The sequence below is a fragment of the Tessaracoccus sp. MC1679 genome (assembly GCF_014164775.1).
In the GTDB taxonomy this organism is placed as follows: Bacteria; Actinomycetota; Actinomycetes; order Propionibacteriales; family Propionibacteriaceae; genus Arachnia.
The window spans coordinates 1-19,452 of the sequence record NZ_JACJGB010000005.1 but is presented as its reverse complement, the minus strand read 5'-3'; the positions used below and the strand labels follow the sequence as shown (position 1 = coordinate 19,452).

The following is a 19,452-nucleotide window of genomic DNA, read 5'->3' as shown; positions in this document are numbered from 1 at the left end:
CGACGCGATTCAGGCGGCTCTGGGCGCATACATGATGACCGCCACCCCGACGAGGCACACGAGCGCGCCCACCACGTCGTATCGGTCCGGCCGGAATCCGTCGATCACCATCCCCCAGGCCAGAGAACCGGCGACGAACACCCCGCCGTATGCGGCGAGGATGCGGCCGAAGTTCGCGTCAGGCTGGAGGGTCGCGACGAACCCGTACAGGCCGAGCGCGACCACCCCTGCCCCCATCCAGACCCAGCCCTTGTGCTCCCGGACCCCCTGCCAGATCAGCCACGCGCCGCCGATCTCGGCGACGGCGGCGAGGACGAACAGCACGACGGACCTCAGGGTGACCATGCGTTGATGCTGCCATAGGCGAGCCTCGGCAGCATCGCGCTCGGCAGGTGGATCAAGGTGGCTCTGGTCGGAGCTCGGATAGCCAGCCATAGTTGTGGATGTGGGCGCCAGAGGGGCACTAGGGAAGGATCAGAGCATGGGCAAGCTTGTCTTCGGGATGAACCAGTCGCTTGACGGCTATGTGGACCACGACAGGTTCGCCCCCGGCCCCGTGCTCTTCCGGCACTTCATCGAGGAGGCCAAGGCCGAGGCGGCTTCGCTCTACGGCCGACGCATCTACGAGATCATGAGCTATTGGGACGACGATGATCCTTCCTGGGGCGACGACGAGCGTGCCTTCGCGACGGCGTGGCGAAGCCAGCCGAAGTGGGTCGTCTCCCGCACCCTCACCTCGGCCGGCCCCAACGCACGTTTGGTCGAGGGGGATCTGGAGGTCGCGGTCCGGCGCTTGAAGGCGGACTACGACGGCGAGATCGCAGTGGCCGGCCCACGGCTGGCCGGAAGCCTGACCGACCTGGGGCTGATCGACGAATACCGCATCTATCTCCACCCCGTCGTGCTCGGCCATGGGGATCCGTACTTCGCCGGGCCTCGGCCGCCGTTGCACCTGGTGAGCGCCGACCGCATCGACGGTGACGTCCTCCGGCTGAGCTACGTCCCCGCTTGAGCTTGCAGCTCACGAGCTGGTCAGGCCGACGGCGTGCTGCATCTCGGGCCCGGCCTGCAACTTGCTATCCAGAGCGCGGCTTCTGTGCATATATGCAGAAACCGCGCTCCACGTAGAATCCTGCAGCTGAGGAGAGGCCTCACCCAGCGTTTGCCCACCATCCCCGGCGACTCCAGCGCCTCCCTCCGAGAACAGAACGAAGGCCGAGCACTTTTCAATGCTCGGCCTTCGCACATTGTTCGGGGGAGGACGGCTCCCGGACTCGAGTGGCTCTGAGACCTGCCCGTCCGTCTCGGCGGGCGTCGGCGATGTAGATCGTCGGCAATCCATCTGGAAACCACTCGACCGCTCATTCCATCTTCAGCTTCTCCCGAGGGTTGTGCTTGTCGATGGCCTTTCGCGTACAGACCATTGAACGCCTGTCTGGCAGCCAGCACAAGACCCTGAAACGAAGAATCTCCTGAGAATTCCCCAGACTCCGGCCGCGTCGCTTGACAGTCACAGCGTCGCCATCCGGCTCATCAGATTGCCGGCGCCGCCTCATGATCTGGAGAGGGGAGCCCGGTGCCTGCCATCGCCTTACGCTCCCGGACGACGGCGACGGACTTGGTGGCCGCCGCGACGAGCGGCGGCGCGAGGACCATGCCGAGGAGGCCCGCGACAGTGCCGCCGATCAGGGTGGACAGCAGGACCACCAGCGGATGTATGCGCAGGGCCGAGCCGAGCGCCCACGAACTGACCGCGCTCTGAATGGTGCCGTTGGAGATCACGAACGTGATGGCGATGATGGCAGCGGTGGAGGCTCCCCCGGATCCGAAGGCGATCAGCACCGCGAAGGCGCCCGTGATCCAGGCGCCGAGGAATGGGATGAAAGAGAGGACGAAGTACAGGATGAAGATCGAGCCGGCCAACGGCACGTTCAGCAGCAGCAGCGGCACGATGAAGATGGGTGCCGTCAGCAGCGTGGTGATGGAGATGCCCTTGAAGTAGCCGCGAAGCGACTGCTGCACCACGGTGGCCACGTCGGCGGTGAGTCCGGCGTCCCACGACGCGACCCGCGAGAGCCAGCCCGGAAAGTCGCGGCCGTCCCGCAGCACGAAGAAGAGGAAGAAGAGGGCGAAGAAGGTGCCCATGCCGAACGCCAGCGCCCCGGAGAAGGTGCCGGACGCCAGGCCGACGACGCCCTGGGCCAAGCGCGGTGCGTACTCCTCGAGGTTGGCCCTGATCCGTTCGAGCATCAGCGGGTCCAGGTCGAGGGTCCGCCCCCAGGCCACGAACGAGTTCCAGCCAGCCCACAGCTGCTGGTAGATCTGGGGCAACTCAGTGAGGAAGCCGCGCACGACGACCGTGACCGTCGCCGCGGCCAGCGCGATGGCCACGAACAGGCCGACGACAGCGGCGAGAAGCCGGCTGAGGCCTCGGCGCTCCAGCCGCGACACGAGCGGCTCCAGGACCACCCCGATGATGAAGGCGACGATGAGCGGCACGACGATTCCGTTGATGGCTCCGAGCGCCGCCGACAGGATCACCAGCAGCACGATGGCGCCGACAGCCGCCCAGCTCGCCCTCCCGACCCGGAGGAGGCTGGCCATCTGGGCCCGCTGCGGGGTGTCACTCACGATGCCTCGATTCGTCGTCGTGCGCTTGCCCCGGCGGGCGATGCCGACGTCACCAACTCGGGTACGAAGGGCAGTCGGGGACGCCCCACGCATGCGGCGAACATTAGCAGTCGCTGGTTCAGCGTCGTTCCCCAGCTGATCGAGCTTGCCGGAAGGCCGTCGGGCGATTCAGCCCTCGCCGACGTGCTCGCCGAGCCAGGCCATCAGCGGGCGGTAGGCCCGCCAGTCCACGGCGACGCGATCCAACATCTCCGGCGTGGGCAACCACCCCGGGGCTCCGTGTTGGCGTTCAGCCGTCAGCGTCCGGTGGCGCAGCAGTTCGACCAACGGGTGGTCTTCTGCGACACCGCGCGGCCGTGTCTTCAGACGGTCGCCGTCGATGACGTAACCATCCTCCCGAAGCCCGTCGACAATCCGCTGCAGCTCCTCCCCCGAGTCCTCGTCGTCGACGGCGCCGCGGTAGCGAGCGACCTGGCCGGCCGTGCCCGCATACCACCCGGCCGCGGTCATCAGGCCCGCCGAGCTGATCTGCACGTACCAGCCCATCCGGGAGGCCGTCGCGACGACGATGCCCTGGTGGGTCTTGTACGGGGACTTGTCCTGCGAGAAGCGGACGTCGCGATTGGGGCGGAACAGCTTCGCAGGGCCGAACTCGTCCTCCAGGGCGGCGGCGAGCCCTTCCATCGGAGCCCTCACGACGGTGTCGTACAGCTGACGGTGAACGGCCCACCACTCGCGGGAGTTGTTGAGCTCCAACTCCTCGTAGAAGTCCACCGCCTCGAATGGGACCCCCTCGAATGAACTCATGCGGCCCACGGTAGACGGTGTGTGGTTCCATCGCAGCTGCACGGAGGCCGGCGAGAGGAGGGGCGCTGGCGGCTGTCGTCGGTGATTCACCTGTGGTGAGAATGCAGGCGTCGGCGCCGTCGCCGGTCGGACACCTGGCGGAGGGCGCCAGATCCCGTGGAGAACGAGTCGAACACGAGCCAGATCCCGAGTGCTGCAATGCTCATGTACACCACGTACGGGATCAGGGCGCCGGGAACGAGGTTCACCCTCGAGTTCTCGAAGATCTCCTCGAGCGGATTCGCGGCAGTGAGGGTCCACGCAAGCCACAAGGCGGCCGCTCCGGCCGGCACTTCGAGAAGGGCGAGGAGTATGCGTTTGGGCCCGAAGTTCTTCGTCAGGGCTTTGGGTCGGCTGGTGGCCATGGCCACATCACTTCCTTACGCGGCGCTCCTACCGCCTGAACAGATCTCTGACGATCCGCTCTCCAAGCCCTTCCGGGACGAATCGTGCCCAAGGACGGCGACAGCCGGAGCTCCGCCGGCACCTGGAGCCAAGGCGTCATCGATGTGGCGATCACCCTGTGGGCTCTGAGCCTCATGGGCGGGTCTGTCGCCCAAGGGGTCAAGCGCCGGTCCGGACTGCGTACCGGCTCACGGTTGCCGCCGACTGCTGCGTAGTCGCCTGGATGGCGATCACGTCAGGCAAGGCCCAGGAAGACCCTGAGTTCGGCGGCGCCATCGACGTGGACCGGGTCTCCACGCACGAACGTGCCGGGAGTGAGGAGCAGCCGCTCCTGCTCGGCGGCCTCCCCCCGCCGCGACACCCACTGGCGCCCGTTCGGCCGGTAACCCACCTTGTGGCTCACGGCCAGAGACGCAGGGTTGTCGAGAAACGCGGAGGACGTGATGCGCTCGGCACCGAGATGGTCGAACGCTAAGGCGCACACGGCCTGACGCATCCGGGTGCCGATGCCTTGGCCATGGAAGCGGCCGGCGAGCCACGACCCGGTCTCGAGAGTCCGGGTCACGGGGAAGCCCTCCCCTTCAAGCGCCTGGATCCCGAGCACCTGACCCGCCCGTCGGACCACCAGCTGAAGGGTGATCGTCTCGGGGGTCTGACCGGCCAGGGTGCGCCCGAAGTAGCGCACGTAGTTGGCGGGCAGCAGGTCTGCTGGCGCATCGGTCCACGGGAAGAGGAAGGGCATCTGAGTCGGGTCGTGGATGCCGTCCAGGACGAGTTCGATGAGCTCCGGCAGATCACCCTCGCGGATCACGGTGAGCAGAAGGTCTCCGGCCGTTATCCGAAGCGCGAACGGTGGCCAGATCTGCTCCAGGGACAAACGAGACATGTGCCCAGTGTGGCGCCAACCCTCCCGATCTCACCGACAACGGAGCTCGCAGCGATCCGGAAGGCGACAGGACTCTACGACTCACCCGGGCGCTACTCCTGATGCTACCGTGGTGGCATGAGTCAGGTGAAACTGAGCGTGAGTCTCTCTGAGGATGACGTCGCGGCTCTGGACAAGTACGCCAAGGCGGCAGGGCTGCGGTCCCGGTCTGCGGCGATCCAGCAGGCCATCCGGTTGCTGGGAGACCAGGAACTCGAAGAGGCGTACGCCGCCGCATGGCAGGAGTGGGAAGCGTCCGGGGACGCGCGCGACTGGGACTCCACCTCGGCGGACGGGCTGACCGATGCTCCGCGGTGAGATCCGGCTGGCGGACCTCGATCCTGCCCGTGCCGGCGAGGCTGACAAGCGTCGCCCAGCCGTCGTGGTGAGCAACGACCACGCCAACACAGTCGCCGCGAGGCTCGGACGAGGCGTGGTCACGGTAGTCCCCCTCGCGAGCAACACCGCCCACGTCTACCCCTTCCAAGCGCTTCTGCCAGCTGAGGACACAGGCACCCGAGTGGACTCCAAGGCACAGGCTGAGCAGGTTCGGTCAGTCTCGATCGACCGACTCGGCCCTGTCATCGGCCGGGTCCCCGTTCACCTGATGGCCGAGCTCGACGACGCCCTCAGGCTGCACCTCCACCTGTAGGTCGCTGCCCCCTCCATCAGGCGAAGGCCAAGTAGCCCAAGGGTCGGCGTCCTCAGCTGGTCTGTGAGTCCAGGACCTCCCGGAGCTTGGCGGCGAACGCCTCTGGCTGCCCGGGCCAGCCGAACTCCGGGCCGACGAACCCGCCGTGGTGGCTGGGGAACATGGTCAGGGGCAGCCCCAGCCTCTCCGCCAAAGCCTCGGCGGACCGCCCGGTCACCTGCCGCGCCGACTCCTCCCCCGCGGCGATCACCAACCTCACGCCGGACGACTCGAGTGCATCGAGGCCCGGCGTCCACGCGACGACGCCGTCGGAGTCGCCGGACAGCAACGGGTCGTCGCGGGAGCCGTCATCCTCAGAGGGGAGGCCGAAGGCTGCGGGATCCGGGGCGGGGCCGTCGAAGAACTCGTCGGTGAGCTCACCCTCCCAGGAGGTGTAGGCGATGAACCGGGCCATTCCGTGGCCGAAGCCGCCCTCCCGGTAGGCCCGATTGACGTCCTGCTCGGCGCGAAGCACCGCGTCCGCATCCGGCAGCAGATGGGTCAGCGGCGGCTCGTGCGCGACGAGCAGGCGGACGTCCTCAGGGTGGACGGCGACCAGCGCCAACCCGTCGACCGCTCCCCCGCTGCTGCCGAAGACCTCCACCGCACCGGCGCCCAGAGCTTGAATCAGGTGATGCAGGTCGTCGGCGTGCTGCAGCGGGTCGTTGTCGGTGCGGCCGTCGCTACGGGTACTGCGGGCCAGCCCCCGCGGGTCGTAGGTGACGACGGTGCGGTCCGGAAAGTGCGACGCCAGAGTGGCGAAGCCGGTGGCGTCCATGGGCTGCCCGATCAGCAGGAGCGGGGGCCGCCCGTCGACGGTGGGCAGCGGCCCGCGCACGTCGTAGACGATGGTGGCCCCGGGAACTTCGACGGTGTGGGTAACGGCCTCGACGGTCATGGCGATCCTCCGGTTTCCGTGGTGTCCTCGACGCGATCCTAGGCGCGCCCGGAGTCCGCGGGGGCCCGACGCGGGCGTCTGCGATCCACGGAGGGTGAGCTCGGGTTGTGCGGACCGTTCGCTGGCTCAGCTGGTGCTGCCGCGCAGGATGGAAGCGATGCGGTCGTAGCCGCGTCGCTCGGCGTGCTGCAGCGGCGTCACGCCGTCACGGTCGGCGATCGTGGGGTCGGCGCCGGCGTCGAGCAGGATCTGCACGATCTCCTGATGCCGGGGTCCGCCGTCGCCGAGGACGACCGCCTCGAGCATCGCGGTCCAGCCGAGGTTGTTGACGTGGTCGATGTCGACGCCGGTCTGCACCACGCGACGCACGTACTCGACGTGGCCGCGCTCGCTGGCAGGAATCGGCGACAATCCGCCGAAGCGGTTGCGGATGGTCAGATCGGGGTTCGCCGGCAGCAGCGCCTCGAGCATCGCGACGCTGCCCGTCACCCCCGTGACCAGCCAGGGCGTGTCGTGGCGGTCGTCCAGCGCGTCGGGATCGGCACCCATCGCGACGAGGACCTCCGCCACCGCGACATGGTCGAAGGTCGCGGCCAGGAGCAGTGCGGTGCGGTCACGCTCGTCGCGCGCCTCGATGTCTGCGCCTGCTCGCAGCGCAACGGCGACAGCGTCGGCGTCCCCAGCTTCGGCCCCCTGCAGCAGCGCGGCGTCCGGGTCTGCGGGGCTATCGGCGGCCGTCACCGCCCGTAGGATCCGCTCCAGGCCCGCGAAACCCCGCTCCACGGCCATCTCCAGCGGCGTCAGCCCCGCCGACGGCGAGGTGAGGTCCAGCTGGACGCCGCCCGCCGCGAGCACCCGCACTGTGGTGGCGTAGGTCGGGGTGTCCTCGCCCAGCCAGATGGCCTCGTGGATGGCCTGGTAGCCGATCCGGTTGATGTGATCGCGGTCGATGCCGGCCTGCAGCAGCTCCCCGACCACCAGTCCGTGCCCGCGCTCGGCGGCACGGATCAGACCGGTGCCGTTCCAGCTGTCCTTGTTGTCCACAAGCGCTCCGTTGGCGAGCGTCAGGCGCAGCAGGTCGAGGTATCCCTCGCTGGTAGCGACGAGGTAGGCAGACTGCTCGGTCTCGTCCTTGGCGTTCACATCCGCGCCCGCCTCGACGAGTCGTCGGGCGAGCGCGACGTCGTTGGCCCACGCTGCATCCCGCAGCTGCTCGTCGAGGGTTGCCTGCTCCTGGGCGTTGAGAGAGGGCTCGGGCACGGGGTCGTCCTTCCTGGGTGAAGCACTAGGGGCGACGCTGGGTGTCGGTTCGGGCGTCGCGCTACTGCTCGACCGGTCTGAGGGCACGGTACTGGGGGACGCCGTTGGTTCGCCAGACCCGCACGCGCTCAGGAGGAGCGCGATCGGGACGGCGGCGATGGCGGTGCGGGTGATGCGCCTCATCGGGTGGGGTCTGTCAGGATCTCGTAGGGGCCAGTGGCGACTGGCTCGTCGAACTTGCTGTCGAGGTAGAGGATGCGTCCGCGCAGCCCCTTCGCAGTCGTCAGCACCCGGTCGGCCGCAGTGGCCTCCTGGTCCAGGAGGACCGCCCGGGAGCCGTCGGCCGACAGGCGCAGAGTGGCGATCATCCGGCTGAAGTTGCGCACGACGGTGAGCTGGTTGCCGCGCAGGACGAGGCCGTCGAGGTTGAACCCGGCGAGCCGCTCGACCCGGTCGGTGGCATCGGCCCAGAGGCTCGCCTGCCAGCCTGCACCGTCGTCGGCGACGCGGAAGACCTGGGCGTCGTTGGAGTTGGTGAAGCAGGCCGCGCCGTCCGGCCCGAGCGCGACATCGTTGAGGAAGACGCCGACGCCGGGCGCGCGGAGGGCGGCCAGCAGCGTGCCGTCGGCCTCGTACACCCACAGGTCAGGGCGGCCGGTGCCGATGCCGTTGGGGCCACCGGCGATGTCGACGCGACCCTGCTCGTCGACGGTGATGCCCCTCGCGGTGAAGCGGCCGTCGGTCCCGTCGCCGTCCAGCCACTCCACGGTCTCGTCTGAGTGAGCGGAGCCGCGGTGGATCTCCCCGCCGGTGACCTCGCTGACGTAGAACAGACCCCGCCGCTCGTCCGCGCCGATTCCCTCGAACTTGGAGCCGGTGGTGGAGTCAACGTCGCCCGTCAGCTGGTAGGTCGTGGGGCGGGGGCCGTCGGCCACAGCCGGAGCCGCGCCGACGGCCAGGCCGAGGGTGGCGAGCAGCGCGACGGCGAACGTGATGGTCGGGCGTGTGTGGCGAGTCACTGTGATCTCCTCGAACTGGGGTCTGCGAACTAGTCCAGTCTGCGTGCGCGGCCGGCGCGGCGCGTCGGTGGAACGGCCACCGCTGGGTAGCCGATTGGTTGATGCGGCTCGCCGGGGTTCTCCATACGATGAGGACACCATGAGCACCCCCACGGACGTCCGAGACCGCGCCTCGGGTGTGCACGGCATCCTGGCCCCCGCCGTCCGGCTCGACCGCTGGCTCCTCGTGGTGCTCATCGTGCTGCTGGTCACCTCCGCGGTCCGCTACGTGGATCGGCACGGGCTCGACCCGGCCGGCGTCGCGGTGCTGGCCGGAGCGGCGCTGCTCGGACTCGCCTACGCCACCCGTGGCCTCATGTCGTCGCGCCCGTGGTGGCCCGCGGCGTGGGTGGTGGGGATGGTCGTCCTGTGGGGGGCACTCACCGCCGCCGCGCCGTCCTTCGCGTGGTGCGCCGTCCCGGTGGCCTTCGCCGTCCTGCGGGTGCTGCCGTTCGGGTGGGCGGTGGGGACGGTGGTGGCGATGATGCTGCTGCTGACCGCGGCCTGGCAGCGGATTGTGGAGGACTTCGACCCGGTGCAGGTCGTCGGCCCCGTCGGGGTGGCGCTGGTCACTGTGATGGCCTTCCGTGCCCTCGATCTGGAGTCGCGGGCCCGCCAGGACCTGCTTGATCAGCTGATCGATGCGCAGGAGGACCTGGCCGACGAGCAGCAGCGCGCCGGCGCCCTCGCCGAGCGAACCCGCCTGTCCCGCGACATCCACGACTCAGTTGGCCAGGGGCTCTCCAGCATCAACCTGCTGCTCCAGGCCGCGGACCAGGACTGGGACAGCCACCCCGGGCGCGCGCGTCACCACGCCCGGACCGCGGCCGCGACCGCCCGCGACAGCCTGGAGGACGTGCGCCGAGTGGTGCGCGACCTCGCGCCCACGGACCTCGAAGGCGACGACCCTCGCGGCAGACTCCCGGCCGCCCTGCACCGGGTCGCGGAACAGTTCGGACCTGGGATGGAGGTCGAGGTGCGAGTCGACGGAGAGCCTGAGGCGCTTCCCACGGACGTCGCGGCGGCCCTGGTGCGAACCGCGCGGGGCGCCCTGGCCAATGTGCGGGAGCACGCCCAAGCGGATCGCGTCGCCCTGACCCTGACCTATCACTCCGACGAGGTGGTCCTGGACGTGCGCGACGACGGACGCGGCTTCGACCCCGCCCAGGCGCGAGTCCGGGGTGCACGTGGACGGGGGCTGGCGGGGATCCGGGAGCGGGCCGTCTCGCTCGGCGGCGCCGCGTACGTTGAGAGCGCGCCCGGCGAGGGCACCACCATCTCGGTTCACCTTCCGATCCGCCCACCACTGGAGACCCCGTGATCCGCATCGTTCTGGTGGACGACCATCCCGTGGTCCGCGCCGGCCTGCGCGCGCTCCTCGACGGCCAGGACGATCTCGAGGTGATCGCCGACGTCGACGGGCTCGAAGCCGCGGTCGCCGTCGTGACCGACGAGCGGCCCGACGTGGTGCTGGTCGACCTCAACCTCGGGGACCGCAGACCCGGAGGAGCGGAGGTCACGACGGCGCTTCGCGGCCTCGTCGCCCCGCCGGAGGTGCTCGTGCTCACCACCTACGACACCGAGGCAGACGTACTGCGCGCACTCGACGCGGGCGCGCGCGGCTACCTACTGAAAGACGCCCCACCCTACGAACTGTTCGCCGGCATCCGGGCCACTGCCCGCGGCCAGACCGTGCTGGCGCCGTCGGTGGCCGCCACTCTGGTGCGGCGCGCCACCCCCGGGGCCGTCACCATCACCGAGCGCGAGGTGGAGGTCCTGGAGTTGCTCTCCCGCGGATTGGGAAACAAGGAGATGGCGCGCGAGCTCTTCGTGTCGGAGGCCACCGTCAAATCCCACCTCTCCCACATCTACACCAAGCTCGGCGTGGACACGCGTGCCGGCGCGGTGGCGGCTGCCATTGAGCGCCGGATCATTCGCACCTGAGCAGGCGCGACGGACTGTGGCATGCGGAACCAGGGTCGCGCCTGGGCGCGTCGGGCAGGTACGCGCACCCTGGGGTGGCTACGATGGGAGCCATGGGGACGGGCGAGCCCGAGCGCACCCCGGAGGGGTTCTTCGACGGCTCTCCGGTTGGGTTGAGACTGTACGCGGCAGTGGAGCAGGCGGTTCGTGACATCGGCGAGGCGTCCGTACACGTGACGAAGAGCCAGATCGCCTTCAGGCGGAGCAAGGGTTTCCTGTACCTCTGGCGTCCCGGGCAGTACGTCAAGAGCGACGTGCCGGCCGTACTGTCCGTGGTCCTGCCTCACGAGTTGATCTCCCCCCGGTTCAAGCAGGTCGCCCACCCGTCCAGCACCATGTGGATGCACCACATCGAACTCCGCCGGATCGAAGAGGTCGACGATGAGGTCCGCGGCTGGATGGTCGAGGCCTTCCGCAACGCGGGCTGAGCAGCTTGGTCCCACTGCCCCACATCTCACGGGCCGGATGTGTGAGTTCCGGGTGGGCCGCCCGCCCAGGGGTGTCACGCTGGTGGCATGACGGAACAGCAGCCGTACGACGTCGTCACGCGATCCCCCACTTCGAGGTGCGCCGCTACCCAGCACACCTCGTGGCGGAGGTGGAGGTGGACGCCTCGTTCACCCGCGCGGGCAACGAGGCGTTCGGGGTGCTGGTGGGCTTCATCTCGGGCCGCAACAGCACCCGAGGCAAGGTCGCCATGACCGCGCCGGTGCTGCAGGAGCAGGCGCCCACCACGATCGAGATGACCTCACCCGTGGTCCAGCAGCCAGGAGCCGAGTCAGGCCGACAGGCGGTGGCCTTCGTGATGCCCTCTCACTTCACGCTGGAGACGCTGCCGACACCGTCCGACCCGCGCATCTCCGTCCGGCAGGTGCCTGTCCAGGTGGCCGCGGTCAAGAGCTTCACCGGACGCTGGAAGGAGCACATCTACCAGAAGCAGTTGGGCGACCTCCGCGCCGCTGTTGAGCAGGCTGGCCTCGAGGCTAGTGGGGTCCCGCGGTTCGCCCGCTTCGACCCTCCCTGGACGCCGTGGTTCCGCCGTCGCAACGAGGTGGTGCTGCCCGTCCTCTGGCCCCCGCAGGTGCCTCACGAGGACTAAGAGTCAGACCTGAGTACCGATGACGGCATCAGAACCACCAATGAGCCGCGTCTACGCTCGGTGCGCCGCTGCCTCAGCGCGACGACGCAGCGAGCGGTCCGGCGAGCCATGCGCGCGCCTCCCGGTGCGAGAGCAGGCGGACAACGGGCAGTTCGGGGCGTTCCCCCATCAGAGCGACGACCCGCTCAGCCGTCCGGCGACGGGTCTTCCAGGCCCAGCGGATGATGTGGTCAGGGTCGGTGAACGCGGTCCAGAGGGACGGTTCACGATTGCCGTTCCAGAGGACTTCGCGTCGCAGCCGACGGCGCATCGTCCTCACCGTGACCTGACGCATCACAGTGGCGACGGGCAAGTCGAGCCAGACCACCAGATCGGCTCGGGCAGCCAGGACAGCGCGGGCACTGCTGTACTGCCATTCCGTCACCCACTTGTCCTCCTCCACGAGAGCAGACACGTCGTCCATGAACGACTCCCGAGGAGTCCAGTTCGGACCGTGATAGAGCGCGTCGATCTCGACGTGAGGGATGCCCAGCTGGCGTGCGATCCGAGACGCCAAGGTCGTCTTCCCAGACCCGGAGGTCCCAGCCACCAAGACGCGGCGCGGGCACGCCTGAAGTGACTGAGTGGAGGTGAGCAGAGGCACGCCGCCAGCTTGGCACACGACCCAGTTCCCACAGCGCGCGATGGCTCCGGCACGACGACAAAGTCAGGGGCCACAGCCGATGTTCGACGAGGGACAGCATGGGATGATCGGGCTCGTCCTGCCTCACGTCGAACGCACTCCAACCGGCGAGCTTGTCGTGCACACACTCACCCGCAGCCACGCGGTCACGAGTGCCACCGGCGCAGGTATCTCCGCCGGACCGGTCCTGACCCGGCTGATCGGCGTCCCGGTCACCTGCCGCGGAATCCCCACGATGCAGCGACTCGTCGCGCGCCTGAGCATCCTCACCGAGCGCGCGAGACAGACTCCCGGACACATCAAGTGAGACCGAGGGTTGCCGGCGTGAGTGAGATCGGCCAGGGCTGCTCTGTCGTAGCCTGGGGCGCACACCGGGATCAGACCGCCGACGGGCGCGGAATCGTCGGTCCGGCGGGTCCCAGGTCTGCAAGCTGCTACCCATACAGCGGCATCTGCGCACATATGCAGATGCCGCTGTATGGGTAGCGAGTTGCAGTCTCTTCGCCGTCACCGACAGCATTCCGGCGGCATCCGCCCTCAAGTCACGCCTGAGTGGGGGCAGGCGGAGCTGAGCGAACTTGAGGATGTCGGCGACCAGCCTCTCCGGCTGCTCCCAGATGGCCACATGCCCGGTGTCCTCGTACTCGATCCACCTCGCCCGACGACACAAGGCCGGCTAGGCTCGCCTGTCAGAGCGGCTACAGGTCCAGCAGCAACCCCAGGATCTCGCGCACCTCGCTCAGGGCTGCTGGCCCAACATTGCCAGTGCGCCGATGAATCCGAGTCACGGCCACGGAGCGCACATGCTGGCACTGCGCCGACGATGGGGCCGCGAGTCGGTTGTCGTCATCGGGCTCAATGACCACCTCGGTACTGCTCTCACGAAGGATCCGGGTCAACGGCACAACCTGGATAACGTTCGGCCCGCCCCTCAGGACCCGCCTCGCGGTCACGACGATGGCCGGCCGAAGAAGTCCGGCCTCGTGTCCAGCGGGCACTCCGAAGTCGAGTTCGACGACGTCACCCGGCGTCAGCATCGAGCCATTCAGTCTCGTCGTCGGTCAGCTTCACGCGGAGATCCTGCGCCATGGCGTCCTGGCGGAGCGTGCGGATGGCCTTGCTCACCGTCTCATCGATCGTTTCGTGGCGTTCGGCTGCCAATCGGGTCACCTGCGCATGCGTGACCCTGCTGATGCGGATCGTCGTTGTCTCGGACATGAACCAACTCTACCCGATTGTAGACCGATCAGTCTACAGCTGCCGTCTCGTGGCAAGCTGGTCTGGGCTCAGCCTCCAGCCGCGGCACCACGCTGCGATGGCGATGACAACGCCGATCGCCAACAGCACGAAGCTGGCCGCCAGTGTGAGCCACTTCCCGGCGGTGAAGAACGGCGCCAGCTCCGCGAGCACCGGCGTCCGGGCCGGATAGCGTGCCATCACCGTCGCGGCGCAGATGTTCTCGGCGTAGTCCAGCGCCACCGTGACGACCGGCAGCAGGGCCACCCATCGCCACCGACTCCCGGGAGCTGTCCCTCGCGCCCAGACCCAGGCGAGCGTCGTCAGCAGGAACGCCCCGTACACCAGCGGCCAGATGACATCGAACGTCACACGCGCGCGGACATAGGCGGCTCGACCATCCGGCCCCCACGCCTCTGCCGCTGCGTACAGGTCGTCCGGGGAGTACCACAGGGATGTGTCCGGGGCTGGGTAGCGGTCCGTGTAGAAAGCCCCGGCCTCAGCCTGGGCTGGCAACACCGTGGCGGTGAACACCGCGAACAGCACCACCGCGGCAACGGCCATCCACCCGCGCACTCCGCGCGCCAGGCCCGCGGCCACTCGGTCCACCACCTTCATCACACCCCATTCCTCTGATGCTGCGATGCTATGCGGCTTTCACGGTCCTGAGCGCGTCACGTCGAGGAAGCCGAGAATCGCTGGCGGTAGGAGGTGGGCGTGGTGGCGTAGGTGGCGGTGAAGTTCTGCCTGAACGTCACGACGCTGGTAAAGCCGCAGGCCGTGGCGATGCGCGTGACCGGCCACGCCGTCGTCTCCAGGAGGCGCCGGGCCTCGTCGAGTCGGCGGGCCAAGACCCAGCGCGCGGGGGTGGTGCCCGTGGCCTCTGCGAACCGGCGGGTGAAGTTGCGGCGGCTCATGCGCGCGTGGGCCGCGAGGTCGTCGACCGTGAGTTCGTGGTCGAGGTGGGCCAGGGCCCAGTCGATGGTTGGTCCGAGGTGCCCCACTCCCCCGGGCTGTGGGATCGGGCGATCGATGTACTGGGCCTGGTCGCCGTCGCGGTGGGGTGCGACGACGAGGCTGCGGGCGACGGTGGCTGCGGCGGCGGAGCCCAGGTGGGATCGGACAATGTGCAGGCAGGCGTCGATGGCCGACGCTGTGCCGGCCGAGGTGAGGACATCCCCGTGGTCGACGTAGAGCGCGGCGGGCTGGACCTTCACCTCGGGTCGACGGCGTGCGAGCACGTCGGCTGAGCCCCAGTGGGTCACGGCCTCGCGGCCGTCGAGCAGGCCGCTGTCGACCACCGGGAAGGCCCCCAGGCACAGGCCGGCGATCCGGCTTCCGCGTGCGTGCGCGGCGCGGATCCTGGCTGTGAGGGGCTCGTCGGTCATGGGCAGATCGATCGGCCAGGATGGCAGGACCACCAGGTCGGCGTCCTCCACCGCGTCTGGGCCCCTGACGTCCTCGATGCGGGGGCCTTCGGCTGTCCGGATGCCGCGACCGTCGCGGGTCCACACGACCGGATCCCACCCCGCGGCCATGCCCTGACGGCCGACCTCACCGAAGACCAGCAAGGGGGCAGCCAGGTGGAACATCGTGATGTCGTCGAAGGCATGAACGGCAATGCGCATGATTGGCCTGATTCCATCGAAGAAGGTCTTTTGTGCCACTCACGATAACCCATCGCCCCTGGCGATGATGGATCAAGACAGTCCCGACAGCAGTAGGAGAAACCATGACCGCCCCCCGCCGAGCACTCATCGTCGTCGACGTCCAGCAGGAGTACTTCACCGGGATCCTGCAGATCCAGGCCCCGCCGCGCGACCAGACGCTCGCCAACATCGTGGCCGCACTCGGGGTCGCGGAGCAGCAGGAACTGCCCGTTGTCGTCGTGCAGCACGAGCTGCCGCAGGGCGCACCCGTCTTCGCCGTCGGCAGCGACAGCTGGGCGCTGCACCCCGAGATCGAGGAGCGCCTGAACCCCTCCTGGAAGCGAGTCAGCAAGGACAAGGGCAGCGTCTTCGCCGGCACCGACGTGGCCCAGTGGCTGGCCGAACGTGAGGTCGACACCGTCACGATCGTCGGCTACATGACCAACAACTGCGACATCGCCACGGCCGTGGGCGCCGAGGAGCTCGGCCTGGCGGCAGAGATCCTCTCCGATGCCACCGGCGCCATCCACCTGGCCAACGAGGCCGGCCAGGTCTCCGCGGACCAGCTCCACGAGACCCTGCTCGTACTCCTGCACTCCAACTTCGCCGCCGTCGCAACCACTCAGGCATGGACTACGGCCGTCACCGCCGGCGATGCGCTCCCCAAGAGCGATCTGGGTACCTCCGCCACACAGGGTCGCGCTGCCTTCTCCGCCTGATGACCGCCTGCAACGGCGGGGGTGTCCAGAGGTGGCTCGGGCGGCCTATCCAGGAGGTGTCGGCGCGCCTAGCGTCTTGGCATTAACCACCGGCGGCGGAGTTGGATATTCCCGGCGGTTAGCTCAGGAGGAACCTGAGGCGCTGCGCCGGCTGCTCGCTGCTCACTCGACAGTCGAGCACCGGCGTGCGCCGAGTGGTGGGCTCGCCCGTGAGTCGGCTGTCGCTGCAAGGCTTGGTCTTTCCTCACACATCCACTATCTTTGCAACTGCAAACATTTCCGATGAGAGGAGCGGGTTGATGACTCGTCGTCGCATTTTCTCCGCCACGGCCGCAGCCTTCGCGCTCGCCGCTGCGGGGGTCGCACCCGTTGTGGCCGATGAATCACCGGCAACCGAGCAGACCAAGGTCGTGTTGGTGCTTGACGCCTCCGGCTCTATGAACGAGCCCGACCCTTCCGGCGTGACCAAGCTGGAGGCGGCCAAGACCGCGCTCATCGGGGCGCTGGGCTCACTGCCGGAGGACGCCGACGTGGGCCTGCGGGTCTACGGGGCCACCGTCGACGGTCCCGGGCGGACGCCCGCGGAGTGTGCCGACTCACAGCTCGTTCACCCGATCGAACCCCTTGACGAGCAGGGCCTCACTGCCGCAATCCGGTCCTTCGACGCCATCGGCGAGACCCCCATCGCCTATTCGCTGCAGGAGGCGGCCAAGGACCTCGGAGCGGACGGGAAGAGACACATCATCCTGGTTTCCGACGGCGAGGAGCGCTGCGTGCCGGACCCGTGCGTGGCGGTGCAGGACATCATCGACGCCGGGATCGGGGTCCAGATCGACACCGTCGGCTTCGGCGTCGGCGACGTGGCGCGCCAGCAGTTGACGTGCATCGCTGAAGCGGGCGGCGGAACGTACTACGACGCCGCTGACGCCGGGACATTGACCACCACTCTGAACACGCTCTCCACGCGCACCGCTCGCCCGTTCACCATCGAAGGAACCCCGGTCGAAGGCAGCCCGACCCCAGAGGGAGCTCCGCTCCTCGACGCGGGGCAGTACGTCGACTCCGTCGCCTCCTCCTCCCAGGGCATGACGACCAAGTACTACCGGGTCCCGCGCACGCAGCCCGGCTCCACCATCCGGGTGAGCATGGTGGGCCGCATGCCCGCCGCACCCGACGGGCTGAACCGAGGACGGTGGGATTGGCGGCTCTCGACGCCGGACGGCCTCGAGTGCTCGAGCCGGTGGGCACTCGCCAGTGACACGCAGCGACAGGGAGTGATCGCCGCCGGGACCGTCATGGCCGTGCAACTGGATCCCCGCGCCCAGCAGCCCGATGCCCGCGCACAAGCCTGCGCCGAGGCCGACGAACTGGTCTACGAGGTGAAGCGTGGCAACGCCAGAACCGCGGTGACCACCGACGTGGAGATCCGGGTCATGGAGGAGGCTCCCGCAGCCGATGCCGAGTCGCTTCCCGACGGCGTCGCCTCGGTGCCGCGGGACAACTCCGACCAGTTGACCTCCCCGGCCTCGGGGGCGCCGGTGAGCGTCGTCGGCGGGGCCAGCTTCAACGATGCCTTGGCGATCGAGCCGGGCACCTACGTCACCGATTTGGTGCCGGGAGAAGTGGTCCTCTTCAAGACGCGTGTCGACTGGGGGCAGGAGGCCATCTTCGCGATCGACGGGCCGGACCCGGCGTTCGCACCGTTGCAGGGCTTGCACAGCCTGGACTGGCTGAACGTTCCCGGAAACGTCTACGCCCCCGACTTCAGCCAGATGGACTCCCAGGAACTGCTGCGCGCGGGGATGTACCGCATGGTCAACGGCCGGCTCGAGCTCACGAGCCGCCCCGACATCAACCAGGTTCCCCAGGTCAACTTCCGCAACCGGTGGGATTCGCCCCGAATGTACTTCTCAAATAGCAACGGCTTCTCAATGGCAGGTGACTACTACTTCGCCGTTGGCCTCGGCGAGCTCCGCGACGGAATTCTCCGTGGCGTTCCGGTGCCGATCAGGTTCTCGATCGCGGTCAACGGCGAGGTGAAGGGGGCCCCCGAGTACGTCGAGGCCGACGCCGAGCTAAGCCTCTCCCCCACCGCTGGGGCGACACCTGAGCCGTCGGATCTGTCCCCAGCGACGGAAATCCCGGCTGAGACGGGCGACGATGCCACCGACGTGCCCCCCACCGAAGCGGATCCCGCTGGTTCTGCGTTGCCTCTCGTGGGTGGAGCGCTGCTCGTCGTCGGGGCCGTGGGGGCCGGCGTCTACGCGGCTGTCCGCCGCCGCTAGGAGCCTGCTGAAGAACGCACAATCTGGCGGTGTCGGCGGGGATGTTGATGGCTGGGCCGCTGCTCGAGCGAGGTCAGTCGGGATGGGTTCGGGCGGGACGCTGCCGGGGATCGGGGGCCTGTGGGGCCCTCAGGGTGCTCGTGGGGTTGGGTGAGGTCGGTATCGGCGTGAGCCGTTGGCTCCGGGGGCCTATCCCAGGACCCAGCCGCCGTTGTGGTTGAGTCCCAGGGCGAGGAGGCGACGGAGGTTGACCGCGGCGACGCGGTGGTGGAGCCACGTGTTGTTCTTGACGACACCGCGGTAGGGAACTCGTCGGTTGCCGCGGGTCAACCAGGCCAGGGTGCGTTCGACCATGGGCCGGTGCCGGCGGTAGACCTTCTGGAATCCCTCGTCGGTGGCGCGTTGTCGGTGCTCACGCTGCAACTGGTGGTGCTCACCCAGGGTGAGGCTGCGACCGTCACGGGCGGTGGTGCACTGCTCGCGGAGCGGGCAGCCGCGGCAGGCGGCACCGAAGGTGACGCTGCCCTTCGCGCTGATCGGGCGAGTTACCCCGGCCGGGCAGGTGAGCGTGACGGCCACGGGGTCGTGGGTGAAGTCATCGAGGGTGAACCCGCCGGGAATGGCGGGCCGGATCGGCCAGGGCTTGACCAGCGGGGTCCACTGCTTTCCCGACAACGTGGCCAGCATGGTGCCGCTGGCATAGGCGGAATCACCGAGGACCTCCACCGGCGCCCCGGCGCCGAGGGTGGGGTCTGCCACGACGAGCGTCGCACCGACCGTGGCGTCGGAGTTGTCCGGCCCGTTGGTCTTGGTCAACCTGGCCATCGTGGTCAGGCCGGTGTCGGGTTCGACGACCACATGGGCCTTGAATCCATCCTGGCGGCGTTCCACGGTCTTGTGAGCATGCCGGGTGTCCGGGTCGACGGTCGAGATCATCCGGTCCGGCGCGACCCGGCGAGAGCTTGTCAAGTTGTTTGTGTAAGGAGTTCGGTCTCCGGGTGGGTTAGAGGTAGGGGTTGATCCGGTCGGGGTAGGCGATCGCGAGTTGGGCGAGGGCCTGTTTCCAGTTCGTGGTGACCTGCCCC

General features: G+C 68.7%; 23 protein-coding genes and 1 pseudogene. 10 read left to right on the top strand and 14 right to left on the bottom strand.

Annotation, left to right across the window (positions count from 1 at the left end; genetic code table 11):
• Window positions 1-9 precede the first annotated feature (9 nt).
• Complete coding sequence (locus H5398_RS09015; RefSeq protein ID WP_182799781.1) at window positions 10-345, bottom strand: YnfA family protein; 336 nt, start codon at window positions 343-345, stop codon at window positions 10-12.
• Window positions 346-481: 136 nt separating this feature from the next.
• Between H5398_RS09015 and H5398_RS09010 the strand changes: the two genes are divergently transcribed.
• Window positions 482-1,012 carry a dihydrofolate reductase family protein gene (locus H5398_RS09010; RefSeq protein ID WP_182799780.1) on the top strand — a complete coding sequence of 177 codons (531 nt, stop codon included), beginning with the start codon at window positions 482-484 and terminating at the stop codon, window positions 1,010-1,012.
• 521 nt (window positions 1,013-1,533) lie between these two features.
• On the opposite strand, the gene H5398_RS09005 is transcribed toward H5398_RS09010, so the two are convergent.
• The 4 genes from H5398_RS09005 to H5398_RS08990 form a co-directional block, all read right to left on the bottom strand.
• Window positions 1,534-2,631 carry an AI-2E family transporter gene (locus H5398_RS09005; RefSeq protein ID WP_220489302.1) on the bottom strand — a complete coding sequence of 366 codons (1,098 nt, stop codon included), beginning with the start codon at window positions 2,629-2,631 and terminating at the stop codon, window positions 1,534-1,536.
• A gap of 168 nt (window positions 2,632-2,799) precedes the next feature.
• On the bottom strand, window positions 2,800-3,438 hold the full coding sequence (locus H5398_RS09000) for a DUF2461 domain-containing protein (RefSeq protein WP_182799778.1): 639 nt from the start codon (window positions 3,436-3,438) through the stop codon (window positions 2,800-2,802).
• 86 nt (window positions 3,439-3,524) lie between these two features.
• Complete coding sequence (locus H5398_RS08995) at window positions 3,525-3,842, bottom strand: hypothetical protein (protein WP_182799777.1); 318 nt, start codon at window positions 3,840-3,842, stop codon at window positions 3,525-3,527.
• Between the two features lie 275 nt (window positions 3,843-4,117).
• Window positions 4,118-4,768 carry a GNAT family N-acetyltransferase gene (locus H5398_RS08990; protein WP_182799776.1) on the bottom strand — a complete coding sequence of 217 codons (651 nt, stop codon included), beginning with the start codon at window positions 4,766-4,768 and terminating at the stop codon, window positions 4,118-4,120.
• A gap of 117 nt (window positions 4,769-4,885) precedes the next feature.
• Between H5398_RS08990 and H5398_RS08985 the strand changes: the two genes are divergently transcribed.
• Both H5398_RS08985 and H5398_RS08980 read left to right on the top strand, forming a co-directional pair.
• Window positions 4,886-5,125 carry a ribbon-helix-helix domain-containing protein gene (locus H5398_RS08985; RefSeq protein ID WP_220489301.1) on the top strand — a complete coding sequence of 80 codons (240 nt, stop codon included), beginning with the start codon at window positions 4,886-4,888 and terminating at the stop codon, window positions 5,123-5,125.
• Entirely contained in the window at window positions 5,112-5,459 is a 348-nt protein-coding gene (locus H5398_RS08980) for a type II toxin-antitoxin system PemK/MazF family toxin (protein WP_182799775.1), read from the top strand. Before H5398_RS08985 ends, H5398_RS08980 begins: the two co-directional genes overlap by 14 nt.
• Before the next feature lie 52 nt (window positions 5,460-5,511).
• On the opposite strand, the gene H5398_RS08975 is transcribed toward H5398_RS08980, so the two are convergent.
• The 3 genes from H5398_RS08975 to H5398_RS08965 all read right to left on the bottom strand — a co-directional run bounded on the left by H5398_RS08975 (window position 5,512) and on the right by H5398_RS08965 (window position 8,675).
• Complete coding sequence (locus tag H5398_RS08975; protein ID WP_182799774.1) at window positions 5,512-6,396, bottom strand: alpha/beta fold hydrolase; 885 nt, start codon at window positions 6,394-6,396, stop codon at window positions 5,512-5,514.
• A gap of 126 nt (window positions 6,397-6,522) precedes the next feature.
• Window positions 6,523-7,656: an ankyrin repeat domain-containing protein gene (locus tag H5398_RS08970; RefSeq protein ID WP_370586098.1), complete on the bottom strand. Its 1,134-nt coding sequence runs from the start codon at window positions 7,654-7,656 to the stop codon at window positions 6,523-6,525.
• Window positions 7,657-7,835: 179 nt separating this feature from the next.
• Window positions 7,836-8,675 carry a gluconolaconase gene (locus tag H5398_RS08965; protein ID WP_220489300.1) on the bottom strand — a complete coding sequence of 280 codons (840 nt, stop codon included), beginning with the start codon at window positions 8,673-8,675 and terminating at the stop codon, window positions 7,836-7,838.
• A 139-nt stretch (window positions 8,676-8,814) separates the two neighbouring features.
• Here H5398_RS08965 and H5398_RS08960 point away from each other — a divergent pair, with 139 nt between their 5' ends.
• The 4 genes from H5398_RS08960 (at window position 8,815) to H5398_RS08945 (ending at window position 11,796) form a co-directional block, all read left to right on the top strand.
• Window positions 8,815-10,035, top strand: coding sequence for a sensor histidine kinase (locus H5398_RS08960; RefSeq protein WP_182799772.1), 1,221 nt, complete (start codon window positions 8,815-8,817; stop codon window positions 10,033-10,035).
• Window positions 10,032-10,658: a response regulator transcription factor gene (locus tag H5398_RS08955; protein WP_182799771.1), complete on the top strand. Its 627-nt coding sequence runs from the start codon at window positions 10,032-10,034 to the stop codon at window positions 10,656-10,658. Before H5398_RS08960 ends, H5398_RS08955 begins: the two co-directional genes overlap by 4 nt.
• 92 nt (window positions 10,659-10,750) lie before the next feature.
• Window positions 10,751-11,125: a DUF5655 domain-containing protein gene (locus H5398_RS08950; RefSeq protein WP_182799770.1), complete on the top strand. Its 375-nt coding sequence runs from the start codon at window positions 10,751-10,753 to the stop codon at window positions 11,123-11,125.
• Window positions 11,126-11,262: 137 nt separating this feature from the next.
• Entirely contained in the window at window positions 11,263-11,796 is a 534-nt protein-coding gene (locus H5398_RS08945; protein WP_220489299.1) for a heme-binding protein, read from the top strand.
• 73 nt (window positions 11,797-11,869) lie between these two features.
• Here H5398_RS08945 and H5398_RS08940 read toward each other — a convergent pair whose 3' ends face one another.
• Window positions 11,870-12,385 (bottom strand): AAA family ATPase, encoded by a 516-nt coding sequence (locus H5398_RS08940; protein ID WP_370586113.1) that lies wholly within the window; start codon window positions 12,383-12,385, stop codon window positions 11,870-11,872.
• A gap of 133 nt (window positions 12,386-12,518) precedes the next feature.
• On the opposite strand from H5398_RS08940, the gene H5398_RS08935 reads away from it, so the two are divergent.
• Window positions 12,519-12,785 carry a hypothetical protein gene (locus tag H5398_RS08935; protein ID WP_182799769.1) on the top strand — a complete coding sequence of 89 codons (267 nt, stop codon included), beginning with the start codon at window positions 12,519-12,521 and terminating at the stop codon, window positions 12,783-12,785.
• Between the two features lie 391 nt (window positions 12,786-13,176).
• Here H5398_RS08935 and H5398_RS17780 read toward each other — a convergent pair whose 3' ends face one another.
• Genes H5398_RS17780 through H5398_RS08915 form a run of 4 tightly spaced genes read right to left on the bottom strand, consistent with a single transcriptional unit; the run spans window position 13,177 to window position 15,342 of the window.
• Complete coding sequence (locus tag H5398_RS17780) at window positions 13,177-13,515, bottom strand: type II toxin-antitoxin system PemK/MazF family toxin (RefSeq protein ID WP_182799768.1); 339 nt, start codon at window positions 13,513-13,515, stop codon at window positions 13,177-13,179.
• A complete protein-coding gene (locus tag H5398_RS08925; protein ID WP_182799767.1) occupies window positions 13,499-13,696 on the bottom strand; it encodes a hypothetical protein in 198 nt (65 codons plus the stop codon). Before H5398_RS08925 ends, H5398_RS17780 begins: the two co-directional genes overlap by 17 nt.
• A gap of 33 nt (window positions 13,697-13,729) precedes the next feature.
• Entirely contained in the window at window positions 13,730-14,335 is a 606-nt protein-coding gene (locus tag H5398_RS08920; protein ID WP_182799766.1) for a hypothetical protein, read from the bottom strand.
• A 53-nt stretch (window positions 14,336-14,388) separates the two neighbouring features.
• Window positions 14,389-15,342, bottom strand: coding sequence for a GlxA family transcriptional regulator (locus H5398_RS08915; RefSeq protein WP_182799765.1), 954 nt, complete (start codon window positions 15,340-15,342; stop codon window positions 14,389-14,391).
• Between the two features lie 104 nt (window positions 15,343-15,446).
• On the opposite strand from H5398_RS08915, the gene H5398_RS08910 reads away from it, so the two are divergent.
• Window positions 15,447-16,082 (top strand): isochorismatase family protein, encoded by a 636-nt coding sequence (locus H5398_RS08910; protein ID WP_182799764.1) that lies wholly within the window; start codon window positions 15,447-15,449, stop codon window positions 16,080-16,082.
• Between the two features lie 299 nt (window positions 16,083-16,381).
• Window positions 16,382-18,367, top strand: a complete 1,986-nt coding sequence (locus tag H5398_RS08905; RefSeq protein WP_182799763.1) for a VWA domain-containing protein — start codon at window positions 16,382-16,384, stop codon at window positions 18,365-18,367.
• A gap of 189 nt (window positions 18,368-18,556) precedes the next feature.
• On the opposite strand, the pseudogene H5398_RS08900 reads toward H5398_RS08905, so the two are convergent.
• Window positions 18,557-19,327 (bottom strand): annotated as a pseudogene (locus H5398_RS08900) (transposase); the annotation flags it as partial.
• Window positions 19,328-19,452 lie beyond the last annotated feature (125 nt).

Bases quoted from the DNA above. Each gene is read 5' to 3' on its own strand.
- H5398_RS09015 (WP_182799781.1), bottom strand. From the start codon at position 345: ATGGTCACCCTGAGGTCCGTCGTGCTGTTCGTCCTCGCCGCCGTCGCC.
- H5398_RS09010 (WP_182799780.1), top strand. From the start codon at position 482: ATGGGCAAGCTTGTCTTCGGGATGAACCAGTCGCTTGACGGCTATGTG.
- H5398_RS09000 (WP_182799778.1), bottom strand. From the start codon at position 3,438: ATGAGTTCATTCGAGGGGGTCCCATTCGAGGCGGTGGACTTCTACGAG.
- H5398_RS08995 (WP_182799777.1), bottom strand. From the start codon at position 3,842: ATGGCCACCAGCCGACCCAAAGCCCTGACGAAGAACTTCGGGCCCAAA.
- H5398_RS08990 (WP_182799776.1), bottom strand. From the start codon at position 4,768: ATGTCTCGTTTGTCCCTGGAGCAGATCTGGCCACCGTTCGCGCTTCGG.
- H5398_RS08985 (WP_220489301.1), top strand. From the start codon at position 4,886: ATGAGTCAGGTGAAACTGAGCGTGAGTCTCTCTGAGGATGACGTCGCG.
- H5398_RS08980 (WP_182799775.1), top strand. From the start codon at position 5,112: ATGCTCCGCGGTGAGATCCGGCTGGCGGACCTCGATCCTGCCCGTGCC.
- H5398_RS08975 (WP_182799774.1), bottom strand. From the start codon at position 6,396: ATGACCGTCGAGGCCGTTACCCACACCGTCGAAGTTCCCGGGGCCACC.
- H5398_RS08960 (WP_182799772.1), top strand. From the start codon at position 8,815: ATGAGCACCCCCACGGACGTCCGAGACCGCGCCTCGGGTGTGCACGGC.
- H5398_RS08950 (WP_182799770.1), top strand. From the start codon at position 10,751: ATGGGGACGGGCGAGCCCGAGCGCACCCCGGAGGGGTTCTTCGACGGC.
- H5398_RS08935 (WP_182799769.1), top strand. From the start codon at position 12,519: ATGTTCGACGAGGGACAGCATGGGATGATCGGGCTCGTCCTGCCTCAC.
- H5398_RS17780 (WP_182799768.1), bottom strand. From the start codon at position 13,515: ATGCTGACGCCGGGTGACGTCGTCGAACTCGACTTCGGAGTGCCCGCT.
- H5398_RS08925 (WP_182799767.1), bottom strand. From the start codon at position 13,696: ATGTCCGAGACAACGACGATCCGCATCAGCAGGGTCACGCATGCGCAG.
- H5398_RS08915 (WP_182799765.1), bottom strand. From the start codon at position 15,342: ATGCGCATTGCCGTTCATGCCTTCGACGACATCACGATGTTCCACCTG.
- H5398_RS08910 (WP_182799764.1), top strand. From the start codon at position 15,447: ATGACCGCCCCCCGCCGAGCACTCATCGTCGTCGACGTCCAGCAGGAG.
- H5398_RS08905 (WP_182799763.1), top strand. From the start codon at position 16,382: ATGACTCGTCGTCGCATTTTCTCCGCCACGGCCGCAGCCTTCGCGCTC.